Origin of the sequence: Staphylococcus simulans, from assembly GCF_025561465.1 — a bacterium.
GTDB classification, from domain to species: domain Bacteria; phylum Bacillota; class Bacilli; order Staphylococcales; family Staphylococcaceae; genus Staphylococcus; species Staphylococcus simulans.
Genome location: NZ_CP095100.1, coordinates 1,510,248 through 1,529,346 on the forward strand (window position 1 = coordinate 1,510,248; position 19,099 = coordinate 1,529,346).

16 protein-coding genes and 1 riboswitch are annotated in these 19,099 nt (G+C 34.8%); of the genes, 12 read left to right on the forward strand and 4 right to left on the reverse strand.

What is annotated here, in order from left to right; genetic code table 11:
- Position 1: 1 nt before the first annotated feature.
- The 3 genes from MUA87_RS07115 to MUA87_RS07125 all read right to left on the reverse strand — a co-directional run bounded on the left by MUA87_RS07115 (position 2) and on the right by MUA87_RS07125 (position 4,392).
- The gene (locus tag MUA87_RS07115; RefSeq protein ID WP_023015223.1) at positions 2-991 is read right to left on the reverse strand and encodes an aspartate-semialdehyde dehydrogenase; all 990 of its coding nucleotides are present in this window, start codon (positions 989-991) and stop codon (positions 2-4) included.
- 79 nt (positions 992-1,070) lie between these two features.
- On the reverse strand, positions 1,071-2,273 hold the full coding sequence (locus MUA87_RS07120) for an aspartate kinase (protein ID WP_002480906.1): 1,203 nt from the start codon (positions 2,271-2,273) through the stop codon (positions 1,071-1,073).
- Between the two features lie 87 nt (positions 2,274-2,360).
- Positions 2,361-2,537, reverse strand: a riboswitch (Lysine riboswitch).
- A 253-nt stretch (positions 2,538-2,790) separates the two neighbouring features.
- A complete protein-coding gene (locus tag MUA87_RS07125) occupies positions 2,791-4,392 on the reverse strand; it encodes an ABC-F family ATP-binding cassette domain-containing protein (RefSeq protein ID WP_262550374.1) in 1,602 nt (533 codons plus the stop codon).
- Between the two features lie 185 nt (positions 4,393-4,577).
- On the opposite strand from MUA87_RS07125, the gene cvfB reads away from it, so the two are divergent.
- The 6 genes from cvfB (at position 4,578) to phoU (ending at position 10,483) form a co-directional block, all read left to right on the forward strand.
- Positions 4,578-5,489, forward strand: a complete 912-nt coding sequence (gene cvfB / locus MUA87_RS07130; protein WP_023015224.1) for an RNA-binding virulence regulatory protein CvfB — start codon at positions 4,578-4,580, stop codon at positions 5,487-5,489.
- Positions 5,490-5,909: 420 nt separating this feature from the next.
- Entirely contained in the window at positions 5,910-6,854 is a 945-nt protein-coding gene (locus MUA87_RS07135) for a phosphate ABC transporter substrate-binding protein PstS family protein (RefSeq protein ID WP_002480903.1), read from the forward strand.
- Between the two features lie 176 nt (positions 6,855-7,030).
- On the forward strand, positions 7,031-7,957 hold the full coding sequence (gene pstC / locus MUA87_RS07140) for a phosphate ABC transporter permease subunit PstC (protein WP_002480902.1): 927 nt from the start codon (positions 7,031-7,033) through the stop codon (positions 7,955-7,957).
- Position 7,958: 1 nt separating this feature from the next.
- Positions 7,959-8,891 carry a phosphate ABC transporter permease PstA gene (gene pstA / locus MUA87_RS07145; RefSeq protein WP_002480901.1) on the forward strand — a complete coding sequence of 311 codons (933 nt, stop codon included), beginning with the start codon at positions 7,959-7,961 and terminating at the stop codon, positions 8,889-8,891.
- A gap of 51 nt (positions 8,892-8,942) precedes the next feature.
- A complete protein-coding gene (gene pstB / locus MUA87_RS07150; protein ID WP_002480900.1) occupies positions 8,943-9,836 on the forward strand; it encodes a phosphate ABC transporter ATP-binding protein PstB in 894 nt (297 codons plus the stop codon).
- A complete protein-coding gene (gene phoU, locus MUA87_RS07155; protein ID WP_002480899.1) occupies positions 9,836-10,483 on the forward strand; it encodes a phosphate signaling complex protein PhoU in 648 nt (215 codons plus the stop codon). Before pstB ends, phoU begins: the two co-directional genes overlap by 1 nt.
- Positions 10,484-10,575: 92 nt before the next feature.
- On the opposite strand, the gene pepF is transcribed toward phoU, so the two are convergent.
- Complete coding sequence (gene pepF, locus MUA87_RS07160) at positions 10,576-12,387, reverse strand: oligoendopeptidase F (RefSeq protein ID WP_002480898.1); 1,812 nt, start codon at positions 12,385-12,387, stop codon at positions 10,576-10,578.
- Between the two features lie 169 nt (positions 12,388-12,556).
- On the opposite strand from pepF, the gene MUA87_RS07165 reads away from it, so the two are divergent.
- From MUA87_RS07165 to MUA87_RS07190, 6 genes are all read left to right on the forward strand, one after another.
- On the forward strand, positions 12,557-12,904 hold the full coding sequence (locus tag MUA87_RS07165; protein ID WP_002480897.1) for a hypothetical protein: 348 nt from the start codon (positions 12,557-12,559) through the stop codon (positions 12,902-12,904).
- A gap of 203 nt (positions 12,905-13,107) precedes the next feature.
- Entirely contained in the window at positions 13,108-14,589 is a 1,482-nt protein-coding gene (gene nikA, locus MUA87_RS07170) for a nickel ABC transporter substrate-binding protein (RefSeq protein WP_262550376.1), read from the forward strand.
- A complete protein-coding gene (nikB, locus tag MUA87_RS07175; RefSeq protein WP_372514638.1) occupies positions 14,589-15,572 on the forward strand; it encodes a nickel ABC transporter permease in 984 nt (327 codons plus the stop codon). The genes nikA and nikB overlap by 1 nt, the downstream gene beginning before the upstream one ends.
- Positions 15,569-16,387: a nickel transporter permease gene (gene nikC / locus MUA87_RS07180; protein WP_002480894.1), complete on the forward strand. Its 819-nt coding sequence runs from the start codon at positions 15,569-15,571 to the stop codon at positions 16,385-16,387. Before nikB ends, nikC begins: the two co-directional genes overlap by 4 nt.
- Positions 16,380-17,165 carry an ATP-binding cassette domain-containing protein gene (locus tag MUA87_RS07185; protein WP_070626737.1) on the forward strand — a complete coding sequence of 262 codons (786 nt, stop codon included), beginning with the start codon at positions 16,380-16,382 and terminating at the stop codon, positions 17,163-17,165. The genes nikC and MUA87_RS07185 overlap by 8 nt, the downstream gene beginning before the upstream one ends.
- On the forward strand, positions 17,158-17,853 hold the full coding sequence (locus tag MUA87_RS07190) for an ABC transporter ATP-binding protein (RefSeq protein WP_262550379.1): 696 nt from the start codon (positions 17,158-17,160) through the stop codon (positions 17,851-17,853). The genes MUA87_RS07185 and MUA87_RS07190 overlap by 8 nt, the downstream gene beginning before the upstream one ends.
- The last annotated feature ends 1,246 nt before the right edge of the window (positions 17,854-19,099 follow it).

The following is a 19,099-nucleotide window of genomic DNA, read 5'->3' on the forward strand; positions in this document are numbered from 1 at the left end:
ATTAAGAAACTCCTTTCATTGATAAAACTTGTTCTAAAATTTGGACTGTATTCAATGCTGCGCCTTTAAGTAAGTTATCTGATGTTACCCAAATATGGAATGTATTATCTAATGAATCGTCTTTACGGATACGACCGACAAAGACTTCATCTTTACCAGTAGAATAAACAGCCAATGGATATTCATTATTTTCTGGATTGTCTACTAAGACAACACGATCATCGTTTTCAAATAGTTCTTGAATTTCTTTTACTGTCGCTGGTTTATCTAAAGTAACGTCCATTTCAACACTGTGGCTGTCTTGTACAGGTACACGCACACAAGTTGCTGTTACTTTTAAGTCTGGTAAGTTTAAGATTTTACGTGTCTCATCAATCATTTTTTGTTCTTCTTTTGTATAACCATTTTCTAAGAAGACATCAATGTGAGGTAACACGTTGTTATAAATAGGATGAGGATAAGTTTTTGGTTCTTCTCCTTTTTCTCCATTTAATAAATCTTCACGGCCAGCGTAACCTGAACCTGATACTGCTTGATATGTTGTATAAGCAACACGTTTTAAACCATATTTATCTTGTAATGGTTTTAAAGGTACCACTGATTGGATTGTTGAACAGTTAGGGTTTGCGATGATACCTCTTGTAAATTTAGGTTCATTGACTTCTGGTACGACTAAATCGATATCATCGTGCATTCTCCATTGACTTGAGTTGTCGATAACAATGGCTCCCGCTTCTTCAAAAATAGGTGAGAAGTGTTCACTTGTAGCGCCCCCAGCACTCATCAATACATAATCAAAATGTTCGCTTGCAGCGTCTTCTGTTAGTTCTTGAACTGTATATGTTTTACCTTGAAACTCGATTTCTTTTCCTGCTGATCTTGCTGAAGAAAATAATACAAGCTCATCAAATGGAATATTTTTACGATCGATTGTCTCTAACATTTTGCTTCCTACTAAACCTGTTGCACCTGCGATTGCTAATTTTGTCATATTCAATTCACTCCATATTATTATTTAAGAAAGTCGTTAATTCTTTCTTGAGTTTCTGATTCTTGCTGCTTTCCAACTTTTAAATATCAAATGTTTCATAAAGTTGTTTGACTGCACGTTCTCCGTTATCAGCATCGATAACATAAGAGATACTGATTTCAGATGTCGTTGTTTGATAGAACGGAATACCTGCATTAATTAAACTGATGAAAGCTTTCGATGCGACACCTGACATATCTCTCATACCTGATCCAATCAAGGAAATCTTTGCGTAGGCATCATTTAAATTATAATCTAAAGCTTGATAACTTTCTGACAATTTGTTAAAAATACCTTTGATTTGTGTCAAATCAGTATCTTTAATTGTAAATGAGAGCTGTAACCCTTCAAGGTTGACGATTTGAGAAATCATATCAACATTGACTTGTCCTTCTTCAAGTAAAGTAAATAAATCTGTTAAGAGTTTATTATCAGATAGGGGATAGCTGATAGTGACATGCATCATTTTGCTATCTAAAGCTACGCCCGTTACTGCTTTTTTCTCTAGTATTTCTGTTTGTGACATAATCCACGTTCCTTCCACATTTGATAACGTTCTTCCTAAATACAATGGAATGTTATAGTTATTTGCGAGTTCGACACTGCGTGTTTCTAAAACCCCAGCACCCAGTGCGCTCATTTCCATCATTTCTTCGTAAGAAACTACACTTAAACGTTTGGCATCTTTATAAATACGAGGGTCAGTCGCATAGACACCGTCAACGTCTGTATAAATTTCACATGGTGTTTGATTGGCTGCTGCTAATGCAACTGCTGTCGTATCCGAACCACCTCGGCCAAGCGTAGTCAATTCAAGTTCATCATTGATACCTTGGAACCCGGCTACAACAAGTACATCATGCGTTTCAAATGCTTTATCAAAAGTATCAGGGTTGATTTCTGCAATCCTGCTTTTGAGATGATGTCCAACTGTTTTAATTCCGGCTTGATATCCTGTCATGGCTCTTGCTTGAACGCCTATATCGTTTAGCACCATAGACAAGTAGGAAACAGTTTGCTGTTCACCAGTTGTTAATAAGAGGGCAAGCTCTTGTTGTTTTGGTTCGCTGGTCAGCGCAGCTACATTTTCCATTAATTGGTCAGTTGTTTTTCCCATTGCACTGACCACGACAATAAGTTGTTCGTCATTTTCAATTCTATTTTTCAGCATTTCAGCAATATTCCTAATTTTCGTAAAATCGCTGACAGACGAACCGCCGAATTTTAAAACACTTCTCTTCATTGCTTTACATATCCTCCTCGATAGTAGGGGAGAATCACATATATAAAAAGAGCAAGTCCGGAATGCGAACTTGCTCGTAAATTTATATACAAGTGATGCACTCCATTATTTGATAATAATGACAGACCCTTAGCTCTTAACCTGAAAGTCCAACAATCATAACTCTGCATTTATGATTATTTCGGCATCTCACCCTTTCCTTACCAACTGCAACAGACAGTAGGCGTGGCAAGTACTTATGATTGATGCGCCTCATCAAAAAAACTATTCAATTAATTAGTATGTATCACATTATACATAGTTACCATTGAGATGTAAACCAGAAATATATGATTTTTGGAAATTTACTGAAAAAAGCCTAAATTCCGAAAGTATTTACTAATTAAGTGTAATTTATACTTTGTTTTTTTCATCGTCTATTATCAATTTTTTAGCTATATACTCTATATAGACGGAACTGTAGGGATTAAACATAGAAAAAGAGGTTAGGATTTTTCACCTAACCTCTGCATAATTTCTAGCTTAATACACCAGTTTCTTTTAGGTACTCTTCGTAACTGATTTCTTTAGAAAGGGCACCTTGTGGGTTTAAGTCGATCACACGGTTTGCGATTGTGTTAATAAACTCAAAGTCATGTGATGTGAAGATGATTGAACCTTTGAATGATTTCAATCCATCGTTGACTGCAGTAATACTTTCTAAGTCTAAGTGGTTTGTTGGTTCATCCATTAAGAGAACATTCGCACTTGAAAGCATCATTTTACTTAACATGCAACGTACTTTCTCTCCACCTGAAAGGACACTTGCTTTCTTCTTCACTTCCTCACCGCTGAATAACATACGACCTAGGAAACCACGTAAGAATGTCTCAGTTTGTTCATCTTCAGGTGCATATTGTCTTAACCAGTCGACTAATGTCATATTCACACCATCGAAGAATTCTGAGTTATCTTTAGGGAAGTACGTACGTGAAGTTGTCACACCCCATTTAACTGTACCTTCATCTGGTTCCATTTCTCCAGCTAAAATTTTAAGTAATGTTGTTTTCGCAATTTCGCTATCTCCAACAAGTACAGCTTTATCGTTAGGGAACATTGTAAATGAAATGTTATCTAAGACTTTTTCACCGTCAATTGTTTTTGATACGTTTTCTACAAATAATAAGTCATTACCGATTTCACGTTCTGGTGAAAACTTCACGAAAGGATAACGACGAGATGATGGTTGAATATCATCTAACTCGATTTTTTCTAATTGTTTCTTACGGCTTGTTGCTTGTTTAGATTTAGAAGCGTTCGCAGAGAAACGTGCAATGAAGTCTTGTAATTCTTTAATTTTTTCTTCTTTTTTCTTGTTTTGTTCTTGCGCCATTTTTTGAGCAAGTTGACTTGATTGATACCAGAAGTCATAGTTTCCGACATACACTTTGATTTTACCGAAGTCTAAATCAGCAATATGTGTACATACGTTATTTAAGAAGTGACGGTCATGGGAAACTACAATAACTGTATTTTCAAAGTTAATTAAGAAATCTTCTAACCAGCTGATTGCAGGGATATCTAAACCGTTGGTAGGCTCATCAAGTAAAAGAACATCAGGTTCACCGAATAAACTTTGAGCTAATAATACTTTTACTTTTTGGTTGTTTTCTAATTCAGACATCTTTTTATCATGTAAATCAGCAGGGATGCCTAGACCTGATAATAATGTTGCTGCATCTGCTTCAGCATTCCAACCATTCATTTCTGCGAATTCGCCTTCTAATTCTGCAGCACGAATACCATCTTCATCACTGAAGTCTGGTTTCATATAGATTTCGTCTTTTTCTTTCATCACTTCATATAAACGCTCGTGACCTTGAATCACAACATCTAATACGCGCTCGTCTTCATAAGCAAAGTGATCCTGTTTTAAAATCGCAAGTCTTTCGTTTTTATCCATTGAAACATGACCTGTTTGTGAATCTAATTCACCAGAAAGTATTTTTAAGAAAGTAGATTTACCTGCACCGTTTGCGCCAATCAAACCATAGCAATTACCTTCTGTAAATTTGATATTTACATCTTCAAACAATTTACGATCGCCAAATCGCAAACTTACATCAGTAACTTGTAACATGAATTTCCTCCATTAATTGATATTTCTAACGCATGAATTATACCACACAAATACGTTTCTTTCGATATATGGCGGTTAAACAAACATAATTCATCTATATTATAGAAAGAATCAATAGAAGTTCTGTCTATAAAAATGTTAACCGTGTTATAATATGCCTAATACAGAAAGTGGAAGGAGTTATTATGGCTTTAAAAGATAACGATATTATCGGTACAATTGAATTTCTCAAAGTAGTCGGTTTGAATGGTTCAACATACCAATTAGCAGGCCCAAATGGCGAAGAAGTGAAACTCAATCAATCAGAAGTAAATGAAGAGGATGACCTGGAAATAGGTGAAGAATATAGTTTCTTTATTTACCCAAACCGTTCTGGCGAATTATTTGCGACTCAAAACATGCCAGACATCACAACAACCAAATATGACTATGTTAAAGTACTAAAAACAGATCGCGATGGTGCGAAAGTAGATGCAGGACTTCCTCGTGAAGTTTTAATCCCATGGGAAGATTTACCAAAAGTTAAATCATTATGGCCGCAAAACGGCGATGAAGTGCTTGCGACATTAAGAATCGATAGTGAGAGACAAATGTTTGCGCGTCTCGCTTCAGAAACGATCGTCAGTCAAATGTACACACCTGTACATGATGATTCACTTCAAAACAATATTATCGAAGCACGTGCCTATCGTGTATTAAAGATTGGAAGTTTCTTACTATCTAAAGATGGTTATAAAATCTTTGTACATGAAAGCGAAAGAAAATCAGAACCTAGACTAGGGGAAGCAGTCAATGTGAGAATTATTGGTCATAATGAAAAAGGCGAGTTGAATGGTTCATTCTTACCATTGGCTCATGAACGTCTTGATGATGATGGCCAAGTGATTTTTGATTTACTTGTAGAATATGATGGAGAACTGCCGTTTTGGGATAAATCAAGTCCAGAAGCAATCAAAGAAGTGTTCAATATGAGTAAAGGGTCATTCAAACGTGCAATCGGTCATTTATATAAGAAGAAAATCATTAACATTGAAACAGGCAAAATCAGCTTAACCAAAAAAGGGGAAGCGATTGCTGAATCAGAAAACCAATCTTAATAATATGAAAAACATTGAAACTAGGGTGCACTGCATCCTAGTTTTTTCTATTTTTTGTAATCTCACTGTAAAATAAGCACCTAAAAGAGCGATTTTTACATTCAAAATCAAAGCCACGCAATTTATTTCTCCTTTTTTCAAATTTTTTTACAGAAATTTTCAATCTAATTTCCATTGAGCAATTATGAAGGGCATATTAACGAAATATTAAAACGTTGATATGACGCGGTTTATTATGCATTTGTAAACTTTGTAAAGATTGTAAATTTAATCTGATTTCTCATTCACTGTATATTTACAATTCCTCTATTTGTAATTAACAATCCGTCTGTAATATAGGTGTTGAAAGTAATTACATACAGCTTGAGCAAACAAAAAAATCATAACGCTCAAATGTTTATTTTAGGAGGATTTCTTATCATGAAAAAATGGCAAGTTTTAGGAACTACAGTAATTGGTGCTTCATTATTATTAGGCGCATGTGGAAACAGCGGCGGCGGTAGCAGCGACAGCGGAGATAGCAAGGATAAAGAAGTCAAAGGCGAAGTTAAAGGTGACGGTTCTTCAACTGTAGGACCAATTATTGAAATTTTAAATGAGAAATTTGCTCAAAAATATCCGAACGTTACGGTTTCATCAGGTACTTCTGGTACAGGTGGCGGTTTTGAAAAATTCATCAATAACGAAACTGATTTCTCAAACGCTTCACGTCCAATCAAAGATGAAGAGAAAAAGAAATTAGAAGAAAAAGGCATCAAATACTCTGAATGGAAGATCGCTAAAGACGGTGTAACAATCGCAGTCAACAAAGATAACGATTTCGTTAAAGAGTTAACAGTTGATGAGTTGAAAAAAATCTACTCTGGTCAAGCTAAAACTTGGAAAGATGTTAACCCTAAATTCCCAGCTAAAGAAATCAAAGCATTCTCACCAGACCAATCACATGGTACTTACGATTTCTTCAGTGAAGAAGTTATGAACAAAGAAGATATCAAAGCTGAGAAAAACGCAGATACAAACGTTATCGTACAATCAGTTAAAAATAACAAAAACGGTGTAGGTTACTTTGGTTACAACTTCTACGAGCAAAACAAAGATTCATTAAAAGAAGTTAAAATCAAAGGTAAAGACGGTAAAGCAATCGAACCAACTAAGAAATCTATCCAAGATGGTTCTTACGCATTAAGCCGTGACTTATATGTATACACTAACGACAAAAAACTTAAAGACAATAAAGGTCTTAACACATTCATCAAATTTATCTTAGAAGATAAAGGTAAATCAGCAGAAAAAGCTGGCTATGTAGCATTACCTGAAAAAGACTACAAAGATCAACTTAAAAAACTAGAAGATTCAACTAAATAATCACAGCAGTACTCAAGTTAAACTTCCATTAGCAGTGAAACTTTCAACTTAAGTTTCGCATCTCATAAGCACTTGTCCACCCGAGCTGTGTCTCGGGTGCGCTTGTTTTAAGACTTATTCACACAATCAAACTGTTTAACACTTATTATTTTTCCAAGGGAAGGAAGAAGGGAATTATGAAATCTCAACACAACGTTAGAGAAATGATTGCTCATAACCAAAGAAACAAAAAAGGTGTCAGTGACAAACTTGTTCCTATTGTTTTAGCGGTTATCGCAGTGATATCGATTCTTACAACAATTGGTATCTTATTTACTCTATTAACAGAAACTATTACATTCTTCACACGTGTATCTATCGTAGAATTCTTGTTTACAAGAGAGTGGAACCCATTCTCTAGCGACCCGAAATACGGTATTTGGGCATTAATATTTGGTACGTTGAAAGTTACTGTCATTGCGACACTCTTTGCGGTACCTATCGGATTAGGCGCAGCGATTTATTTGAGCGAATATGCATCAGACAGAATGCGTAAAATTATTAAACCTGTACTTGAAATTTTAGCAGGGATCCCAACAATTGTGTTTGGTTTCTTCGCATTAACATTCGTAACACCAATGTTACGTAGTATCTTCCCTGAATTAGGAAGCTTCAACTCAATTTCACCAGGTTTAGTCGTAGGGGTTATGATCATCCCATTAATCACAAGTTTAAGTGAAGATGCGATGGCATCAGTACCGAACAAAATTCGTGAAGGTGCATTAGGATTAGGCGCAACAAAATTTGAAGTTGCGACAAAAGTTGTTTTACCCGCAGCCATTTCAGGGATTGTCGCTTCAATTGTTTTAGCAATCTCAAGAGCCATCGGTGAAACAATGATTGTATCTTTAGCAGCAGGTAGTACACCAGATGCAACATTTAATTTAACTGGTTCAATTCAGACTATGACAGGTTATATCGTACAAGTTGCAACAGGTGATGCAACATTCGGATCTGATACGTATTACAGTATTTACGCTGTAGGATTTACGCTTTTCCTTTTCACACTTGTAATGAATTTAATCTCTCAATGGATTGCAAAACGTTTCAGAGAGGAGTATTAAGATGGCGACTACAACAACTACAAACCAAAGTGGCAGCAGCAGAGCGCTGGTTAACCAACAACAAGTTGAAAAGAAATTATCATCTCGTTTAACTAAAAACAAAGTGTTGAAGTGGGTATTCTTCGCTTGTACTTTAATCGGACTTATTGTGCTAGCAGCATTATTAATCGATACATTAATCAAAGGGGTTCCTTATTTAAAACCATCATTCTTTACGAACTTCTCATCTTCAATGCCTTCAATGGCAGGGATTAAAGGTGCATTAGTTGGTACATTATGGTTAATGATTACAATCATTCCTATCTCAATTATTTTAGGTGTAGGTACAGCGATTTATCTTGAAGAATATGCGAAAGATAATGCATTCACAAGTTTCGTTAAAATCAGTATTTCAAACTTAGCTGGTGTACCTTCAGTTGTATTCGGTTTATTAGGACTTACGATTTTCGTTCGTGGTATGGGAATTGAATCTTTATCACTAGGTAAATCAGTCATTGCAGCCGCTTTAACAATGTCATTACTGATTTTGCCAGTAATCATTGTATCAAGCCAAGAAGCAATTCGTGCTGTACCTAAATCAGTACGAGAAGCAAGTTATGGATTAGGCGGCAACAAATGGCAAACAATTTACAAAATTGTTTTACCAGCTGCATTACCTGGTATCTTAACAGGATTCATCTTATCGTTATCACGTGCATTAGGTGAAACAGCACCATTAATCTTAATCGGTATCCCAACAATCTTATTACGCTTACCAACTGGTATCTTCGATATGTTCCAAGCAATGCCGATTCAAATTTACAACTGGGCAAAAATGCCGCAAGAAGCATTCCAACATGTCGCATCAGCCGGCATCATCGTTTTACTTGTATTGTTACTAGCGATGAATGGTTTAGCGATATTCTTAAGAAATAAATTCAGTAAAAAATACTAATTGATAAATTGAAGCTCACGAATAATAATTGATCAAAGGAGTTTTGACAGAATGGAAAAAGTTCAAGACAGAAAACAAGGACAAGACAAGGCAAAGCTAAATGAAGAGTTACAAAGCCACGCGTCAGAACGTACAATTAAAGTAGAATCATACTCTAATGAATCGTCTAAAATTGAAACAGATACAAACAAAGAAATTGTTTACTCAACTCAAAATTTAGACTTATGGTACGGTGAAAACCACGCATTAAAAAATATTAACTTAGATATTTTAGAAAACAATGTCACAGCGATTATCGGACCTTCAGGTTGCGGTAAATCAACGTATATCAAAACATTAAACAGAATGGTAGAACTTGTACCAAGTGTTAAAACAGCAGGTAAAATTCTTTACCGCGGCAACGATATTTTCAGCAATAAACAATCTGTTGAAAAATTACGTACAAACGTAGGTATGGTGTTCCAACAACCGAACCCATTCCCGAAATCAATTTATGATAACATCACATATGGTCCAAAAATCCACGGCATCAAAGACAAGAAAGTCTTAGATGAAATCGTTGAAAAATCATTACGCGGCGCAGCAATCTGGGATGAATTAAAAGACAGATTAAACCAAAACGCATATGGTTTATCAGGTGGACAGCAACAGCGTGTATGTATCGCTAGATGTTTAGCAATCGAACCTGATGTAATCTTAATGGATGAACCTACATCAGCACTTGACCCGATTTCAACATTAAAAGTTGAAGAATTGGTTCAAGAATTAAAACAAAAATATTCTATCATCATGGTAACGCATAACATGCAACAGGCAGCACGTATTTCAGACAAAACAGCATTCTTCTTAAATGGTTACGTAAACGAGTACGATGATACTGATAAGCTCTTCTCTAATCCTTCTGACAAACAAACAGAAGACTACATTTCAGGACGTTTCGGTTAATGACTGTTATCCGTCAGCATTATGAAGAGCAACTAAAAGACTTAATCAAAGATTTACGTGCTTTGGGAATTAAAGTCTACTTCAGTATCGAAAAAGCGGTTCAATCTTTAAATAAAGAAGATCGAAATTTCGCTCGCCAAATCATTAAAGGTGATTTGGATATTAACCAATTAGAAGATGAAATCAATGAAAAAGTTGTGATGTTAATCACAAAACAACAACCGATTGCGACAGATTTACGTATGATGATTGCTGCATTAAAAATCGCATCAGAATTTGAACGAATCGGTGATAATGCCGCAAGCATTGCGAAAATCCGTAAACGTGTAAAAATCACTGATCATTACATTTTAACGCGTTTAAAAACAATGGGTGATTTAGGGTTGCTTATGCTGAAAGATTTAGATACAGCATTTAAAAATAAAGACGTAACTTTAATTCTTGAAATTATCGAACGAGATAAAGATATTGACGATTTATATAAAGACATCGTAAATACAACTTATTTAATCGATAATGATCCATTTGTGGCAGGGCAAGCCCATTTAGCCGCAAGACATTTAGAACGTATGGGAGACCATATCGCAAATATCGCTGAAAATATTTACTACTATATTACTGGCGAAGCTTACGAATCAATGGTCTAAAAATATAAAAACAGGGAGAACACTCAATGCGAGCGTTCTCCCTGTTTTATTTGTGTATCTAAACAATATATAATGCTTGATATGAACTTTTCTTATGATTGTTGGTTAATTTCTTCTGTTAATTCTTCAAGTTCATCTACAAGACTGCTGATATAACTGATTGTCTCACGCAGTGGGGCATCTGTTGTAATATCAATACCTGCTGTTTTTGCTAAGTCTACAGGTGATAAACTGCCGCCAGCTTTCAAGGTATTCAACCAATCTTCTACTGCAGGTTGTCCTTCGTTTTTAATACGTTGTGACATCACTGTACCTATTGTTAAACCAGCAGAATACGTATAAGAATAGAGTCCCATATAGTAGTGTGGTTGACGCATCCAAGTCAACTCTGCTCCTTCAGAAATTTCAACTGCATCACCAAAGAAGTCTTGATAAACTTTGCGTGTAATATCATTAAGTGTAGAGGCTGTTAATGTTTCACCTGCATCTACTAAGCGATAAACTTCTCTTTGATACGTTGCTTCTAATAAGTGCGTCACCATATTGTGATAGTATGTTCTTGAAATAATAGAACCGATTACCCAACGTTTAAATTTAGGGTCATTACTACTTTCAAAGAGATAGTTCGACATTAACATTTCATTGGTAGTAGATGGTGCTTCTACAAAGTACATAGACGCTTCTGATTCTAAGAAGTTTTGATGACTTTGTGCAAGATTGAAATGACCTGCATGTCCTAATTCGTGTGCTAATACAAAGGCTTCATTCATTTTACCAGTCCATGAGATAAAGACATAGCTATGAGAAGCATATGGACTTGCACAATAAGCACCTGTTTCTTTACCTTTATTTTGCGCAAAATCAATCCAACGATCATCATAAGCAGCTTGTACCATGTTCAAGTAGTCATCGCCTAAAATACCTAATGCATTATAGATATAGTTTTTAGAATCTTCAATTGAGATTTCTGGATCGTATGATGGATCAATAGAGACTTTCAAGTCTTCAAATTTCATATGGTCAAAACCATGTACTTTTTGAAGTAATTTCGCATATCGTTGCATGACAGGTGCTAATTCACTCATAATGACATCAATTTGACGGTCATACATTTCTCTTGTCACTTCTTGTTCTTCCAACAAGTAGTCAATGACTGAATCATAGCCTCTTAAATCCGCTTCAATTTTCTCTTGTTGTACATGCGTATTATAAATCGCAGCTGTCGTATGTTGATATTTACGTAAAGCTTCACTGAAATGTTTAAAACTTTTACGTCTGAATGTTGTATCAGGATTATCTTCATATTCATTTTCGAAAGTAGGGTAGTCTAATGGATATGTTTTACCATCTACTTCAAATGGCTCAAAATGAATATCCAACATTTTAGTGATACCGTACATATCATAAGCCGCACTAAATGTCGGTGATAAAGCTGCTAATGTTTTTTCCACCTCGAATGACAATTGGTGTGGTTTACGACGTTTCAATTGTTTTAAATAATGCGGATAAGGTGTATCAGCAATCAATTCGTCGATTTGCGCATCAGATAATGCGAGAATTTCTGACTCAACAAAAGCAAGTTGACTCGCAATTTTTCCGTATGATGTACTAAGTTTAGCACTCAATTTTTGACGGTTCGGATCAGTAGTATCTACACTGTGATACATTTCCGCGTAATTACCTAAACGATCAATTTGAACTAATAAATCTACAAATCGAGGTAATGCTGCTTTCACTTGTTCTACTGAATCTAAATGATTTTCAAACGTCTTATTGAACGCAAGTGTATCACTTAATACTTCTTCTAATGTTTGATAAAATGCTTCATCACTTTCAAATAAATCCGATAAGTCCCATTTCTCTTGCTTAGGAATATCTTTTCTTAATGGTAATCCTTGGCTCATATAGAATTCCTCCTGCAATCTTAATAATTGTTATGAGTAAATTATACATCAAGCGATTCATGAAAGCATCTAGCACAAGCTTTGATTTATTTCATGTTTTAATCACTTTACTGTACAATATGTATAAAGCAAACGATTAAATTCTCATAGAAATGAGAGGAGTAAGTATATGACGATTTTTGATATGCCGAATTATTTATGGATTACGATTGTAGCAGTATTAATCGTAACTGTCTTTTTCGGACTCGCTTTAAGTAAATGGGTAGCACCTGCAGTATTAACATTTGTAGTACTAGGCGTGCTTGCATTCTTCTTGCCAAACTTTTTTGATATCACCTATCAGCCATTATTAGGGTATGCTGCGTTTATGGCAATTATCAGTTTAATTGAAAGTTTCTTAGTCTGGTATTTCACACGCGACTTCAGACGTCGCCGTTTAGAAAAACGTCTTCAAAAAGAGCTGCATGAACATGAAGGCAGACGTTCACGCATACATGGTTTCCGCAGAAATAAATAAATATATTTATAACAAACAAGGCTGTTTTCTAAGCAGTCTTGTTTTATTTTGTTTATACTATAGCGCCAACGCACTCTTCTTTTAAAATGAATATTTACGTATTATAATTAAACAATAATGCCTATAGATAGAAAGGAAGTGAACAGCATCTCAAAAGATGATGTTTAAACTTACATAACATAACTTTAACTGAGATGTCTTTCATGAAACGATTACTTACATCACTTGCTGCAGGTGCAGTCATACTTGCTGGATGCAGTAATAGCGGAGGTTCCTCATCAGCTGATGACCAATTAAAAGTCGAACTCCCTCTAAAAACGACAACACTTGCACCGTATGATACAGATGTTCCTGTTACAATTGGAGCGGCTGAAACATTATTTAAAACAACAACGAAAGGTGAAATTAAACCACACCTCGTTAAATCATACGACCAACCATCTGATGATACATTAACTTTCACCTTAAAAGACGGCATTAAATTCCAAAATGGACATGCCTTAACAGGACAAGCTGTCAAAGATAGCTTAGAGCAAGGTTTGAAAAAAAGCGACCTACTGAAAGCAACATTACCTATTGAATCTATTAAAGCTGAAGGCCAAAAAGTAACGATTAAGACTAAAGGTGCGTATCCAGAGTTGATTTCCGAACTTGCGAGTCCTTTTACCGCTATTTATGATACAAAATCCAAAACAGATATCAAACAAACACCTGTCGGCACAGGCCCATATGCCATTAAAGATTTCAAACGAACACAACAAATCAATTTAAATCAAAATAAAGATTATTGGCATGGTGAACCAGAATTAAAATCTATGAAAGTTACCTTTAATGAAGATGGCAGTTCAAGAACAGAACATGTACTCTCTGGCCGTACGGATGTCACTACTAATGTACCTGTAGATAAAATCAACAGCGTCAAAAAATCAGATAAAGCAAAACTAGAAAATACTTCAGGTTTCAGAACATCACTATTACTTTACAACCACACAAGTCCTAAAATGACTAAAGACGTGCGAGAAGCATTAGATGCTGTGATTAATCGCCAACAAATCAGTGATAAAGTCGCTGATCATTATGCAGCACCAGCCAATGGTCCGTTCAATACAAAACTAGATTTTATTAAAGATAAAGCCATTCCGAAACAAGATATCTCTAAAGCCAAAGCACTAATGGAAAAAGCAGGCTATTCAGAGAAACATCCATTAAAATTGAATGTTTCATCTTATTCAGGCAGACCTGAACTGACTAAAATCTTACAAGTCATTCAATCTGATGCGAAAAAAGCACATATTCAAATTAAAATTCAAAACGTAGATGATATTGAAGGCTTCTTGAAAAACAAAAAAGATTGGGATGCCTCTATGTATAGTTTCGGTACGATTCCTAGAGGAGATACAGGTTACTTCTTTAATATGGCATATAAAAAAGATGGTGCAGTGAATAAGGGCGCTTATCATAATCACAAAGTAGATCAATTGATTGAACAATTGAATCATACTGTAGATAAAAATGAGCGTCATCACTTAACAAATGAATTATTAGAAGTATCAAAGCAAGATATTCCAAATAGTTATATCCTTTATAATGACCAAATCAATGCGATGAACCAAAAAGTCGAAAATGTTCAAACGACACCAGAAGGTATTTACCTGATTGATGAAAAGGTAGATAAACGAAAATGATAATTAAACACTTACTCTCTAGAATAGGACAAATGATCTTAGTATTATTTGTCCTTTCTACTATTACATTTATATTGATGAAACTTTCGCCTGGTGATCCAGTCAATAAAATGCTGCATTTAGATGTTGCGAATGTATCTCATGACAAAATTGAACAAGCCAGAGCACAATTAGGATTAAATCAACCGATAATTGTGCAGTGGTGGGAGTGGTTTACACATATCTTACGTTTGGACTTCGGCACGAGTATTCAAACACAGGAGCCAGTACTGAATGAACTATTATTCTTCACACCACCCACACTCACTATCGCATTTGGTACATTATTGATTACGTTGTTATTATCTTTAACACTTGGAACGTTAGCTGCTGTTTATTATCACACTTGGATTGATCGTACCATTCGTGTGTTAACTTCAGCTTTTGTTTCAATTCCTTCATTCTTTTTAGGAATGTTACTGATTTATTTCGTAGCACAAAAATTAGAGCTATTACCAGCAGCTGGTATTGATACGCCTGCTGGTTATATTTTGCCTATTATCGCGTTAAGTATCGGTTTAAGTGCGTATCACATTCGCTTAATGCGTTCGACTTTAATCGATTTATATCGAAGCAGGGAAGTGAAAGCGTCACGTGCACGTGGCATGTCAGAAAGTTATATTCTATTTAAAGACATCTTCAAACCTGCTTTGATACCCGTGATTTCTATTATCGGTATGTCTATTGGCGGTTTAATCGGAAGTACTGTTGTAATCGAGAATTTATTCGATATACCGGGTATCGGTTATTTCTTAGTTGAAAGCATTCGTTCGAGAGATTATCCTGTCGTTCAAGGCGCTGTATTAATGATAGGCGCCTTTGTGGTAATTGGAAATGCGATTGCGGATATCATTATCTTATTCTTAGACCCGACACAACGCTATAAACATTTGAAACCTAAATCTTTATGGTCACGCAGAAGAGAAGGGCGAGTGAAACAATGATGAAACTGACGAAACATAATATCATTTTTTATATTTTCGCTATCTATTTGCTTTTACTCATTCTTCTTCAATTTACAGTAACAAGTAACCAAGCATTAACGGTACATTTAAACGATGCATTACAAAATCCAAGCCTACAACACTGGCTTGGGACTGATGATTATGGCAGAGATTTATTTGCGCGACTCGTGATAGGTGCACGTTATACACTTGCGATTACACTGCTAACAATTGCTTTAATCGTAATAATAGGTGTACCGCTAGGTTTGATTGCGGGTTATCGCAAAGGTATCTTAGACACCATTATTATGAGAATCATTGATATTGGTTTAGGTATCCCTGACTTTGTCTTAATGATTGCATTTGCGAGTTTCTTTAAACCAAGTATTTGGAATTTAGTCATTGCCATTACAATCATTAACTGGATGACTTATACGAGAGTAACGCGTACGATTGTAAATACAGAGATGGACAAAAATTATATTAAACTAGCCCGTTATTTCCATGTGCCAGGCTATGTAATTATCTTTAAACACTTATTACCGCAAGTGCTTCCTTCATTAATCGTCTTGATGATTGTAGATATTGGTAAAATCATCCTATATATTTCATCACTTTCATTCTTAGGGTTAGGCGCACAACCACCTTCACCAGAATGGGGTGCGATGTTAGCGGCTGGTAGAGATTTCTTTACTGAACATCCGATTATGTTATTAGCACCTGCAACATTGATTTCCATTACTATTTTGCTCTTTAATTTGGCAGGGGATGCATTGCGAGACCGTATCTCAGAAAGAAGGGATATTCATGACTAAAACCTTGATGCAATTGAATAATTTGAATATCACCGATCAACAGAAACGTCCCTTAATACAGCATTTAAACTTGTCTATTATAGAAGGTAAAGTGAATGTATTAATCGGTGAAAGTGGTTCAGGCAAAAGCTTAACCGCAAGTGCATTAATCGGTCAAACGCCTAGAGAATTAAAAGTATCTTATAATCAATTCTATTTTGAGAACCAACCCATTCAATCTATTAAACCATTATTAGGTAAACAAATTGGGTATATCTCACAAGATTATGCGCATAGTTTTAATAATCACACCCGTCTTGGCAAACAATTAAGTGCCATATATCGTACGCATTATGCTGTTTCTAAACAAGAAGCATTAGAACATATTGAACGCGCCTTGAATTGGGTGAATTTAGACAGCAATAATATCTTATCTAAATATCGTTTCATGTTATCAGGTGGACAGTTAGAACGATTGTATATTGCGAGTGTTTTAATGTTAGAACCTGATTTAATTATTGCGGATGAACCTGTCGCATCCTTAGATGTATTAAATGGCCAACGTATTATGAAGCTGATTAAGCACTTAGCTGAAGCTCACAATACAACTTTACTGTTAATCACACATAACTTAACACATGTGATTCAATATGCGGATGAAATCAATGTTATTAAAGATGGAACCATCATTGAAAGTGGACCTATATCGCAATTTAAAGAAGGTAATATTGCTGGATATACAAAGCACTTGTTAAATGCGAGAAGTCGCTTAATACGAAAGGAAGATACGCATGATTAAAATTAAACATCTCAGTTTTGCGTATGACAAAGCAGATATTCTTCATAACATTAATCTCAATATTCAAAAGGGCGAATTAGTAGGGATTATCGGTGAATCAGGCTCTGGTAAAACGACATTAATGAACTTGATTCTAGGTGAATTAACGCCTGTTCAAGGCACAATAGATATTAATTCGCCTCGTATCTTGCCAATTTTTCAACAAGCGACACAGAGTTTCAATCCAAAGTTAACGATTAAAGCATCATTAATAGAACCTTTAAAATACTATGCGAATGCTGAACACTCATTTGACCAAGTTGTATTACCTTTAATGTCACAATTAGACTTAGATAGCCAACTCTTAACGCGTTATCCAGATCAAGTCAGTGGGGGGCAATTACAACGATTTAATGTATTAAGAACGGTTATGTTGCAGCCTGATGTTTTAATTTGCGATGAAATCACATCAAGTTTAGATGTTGTTGCTGAACAAAAATTAGTCGAAAAGCTTAAAGCCATCCATAACCAACAACAAACAACAATGATCATTATTTCTCATGATATAGCAATGTTAAATCAAATTGTTGAACGAATGATTGTCATTCAAAACGGTCAAATTGTAGATGACTTCAAAACAAAAAAATTATTTGATGAATCACGTCATTCATATACTAAAGAACTCATAGCTGCTTATAATGAAGATTAAATTACTCATATAGTATCCAGGTACAAAAAGGTATCTGGATACTATTTATGTAATATCTTAGATTATGTAAACTAGAGACAGATCAGCTGATTCAATTAATGACCAATGCTTAATCAAAGCTTTTTACATACTTAAATCCATAACTTGCTATATGTACGAATTTACCTAAATTAAAATACATAAAAACAGCTTTTTTGGTTTAGAATTTGAGGAAGTTCAAACTAAATCAAACAAAGACTCAAACACAAGTTACAAATCATGACCAAGCAACATAAACATAACAACAAAAGTATCAATACATACACAATAGAGTATAGGTAAAACCACTTCTTCTGCTCAATACATAACTTCCTATAATATATATTATGTAAACTAAAAGAACAAAAAGAATAGTTACATACAGCTACCTCGCTTTTATGGTCATATTTACCATATATTCAGTTTTGCTAACTTATGTTATTTTCTGCATACAGTCATTAACTAACAAATCTATAATTCATTTTAAGCTGAACTGACTTATCTTAATTACCGTGGATCTTCATATTAATTTATTCAAACTACAAATCTAAGTTCAAATCGCATATCTCATTATTATAAATCAGCTTAGTCATTTCTAATTGCTATTATGTAACGCCATTGGTATTTGTCCATCATATCTAATTCTCATTGCAGCTCAGAGCGTCTCTCAGCATCTTATTTTATAATAAATACCTTATCTACGTTCACATTATCCATCTTTGACATTACTTAAATCAATCCAGTTTAAACATCGTTAATCATACCATTTTAATTATAACTACTTAGCGTCATCTGTATGATTATCCGTAATGTTAATTCTCGATGCAATACAGAAGCTCTCTCAGCATTCAAATTTTCTAATAACAGTATTTATAATGCTTAAACACCAATATCTAAACATACTCAGTCAATCCTTATATGCAATGATTTTAAATACAATAACGTTAATTAGTTTACATAACATAAATATATTTAATTCTATCTTTTACAGTCATTTAGCTTTCCAAACAACTAAACCTCTTAATTTTTAGCTATTTATCGCTAAATAACTGTATACATTAATCACTTGATGCTAAAATCGATAAACGGTTTAACATGCTGGATCAAAAAATTGATGATAAATTTAATGCATTAGATGGTAGAATTGTTAAACTTGATACAAAGTTTGACGATTTCCAAAAAAGCTCAAATACTCAGTTCAAATGGTTAATGACAACTATGCTCAGCA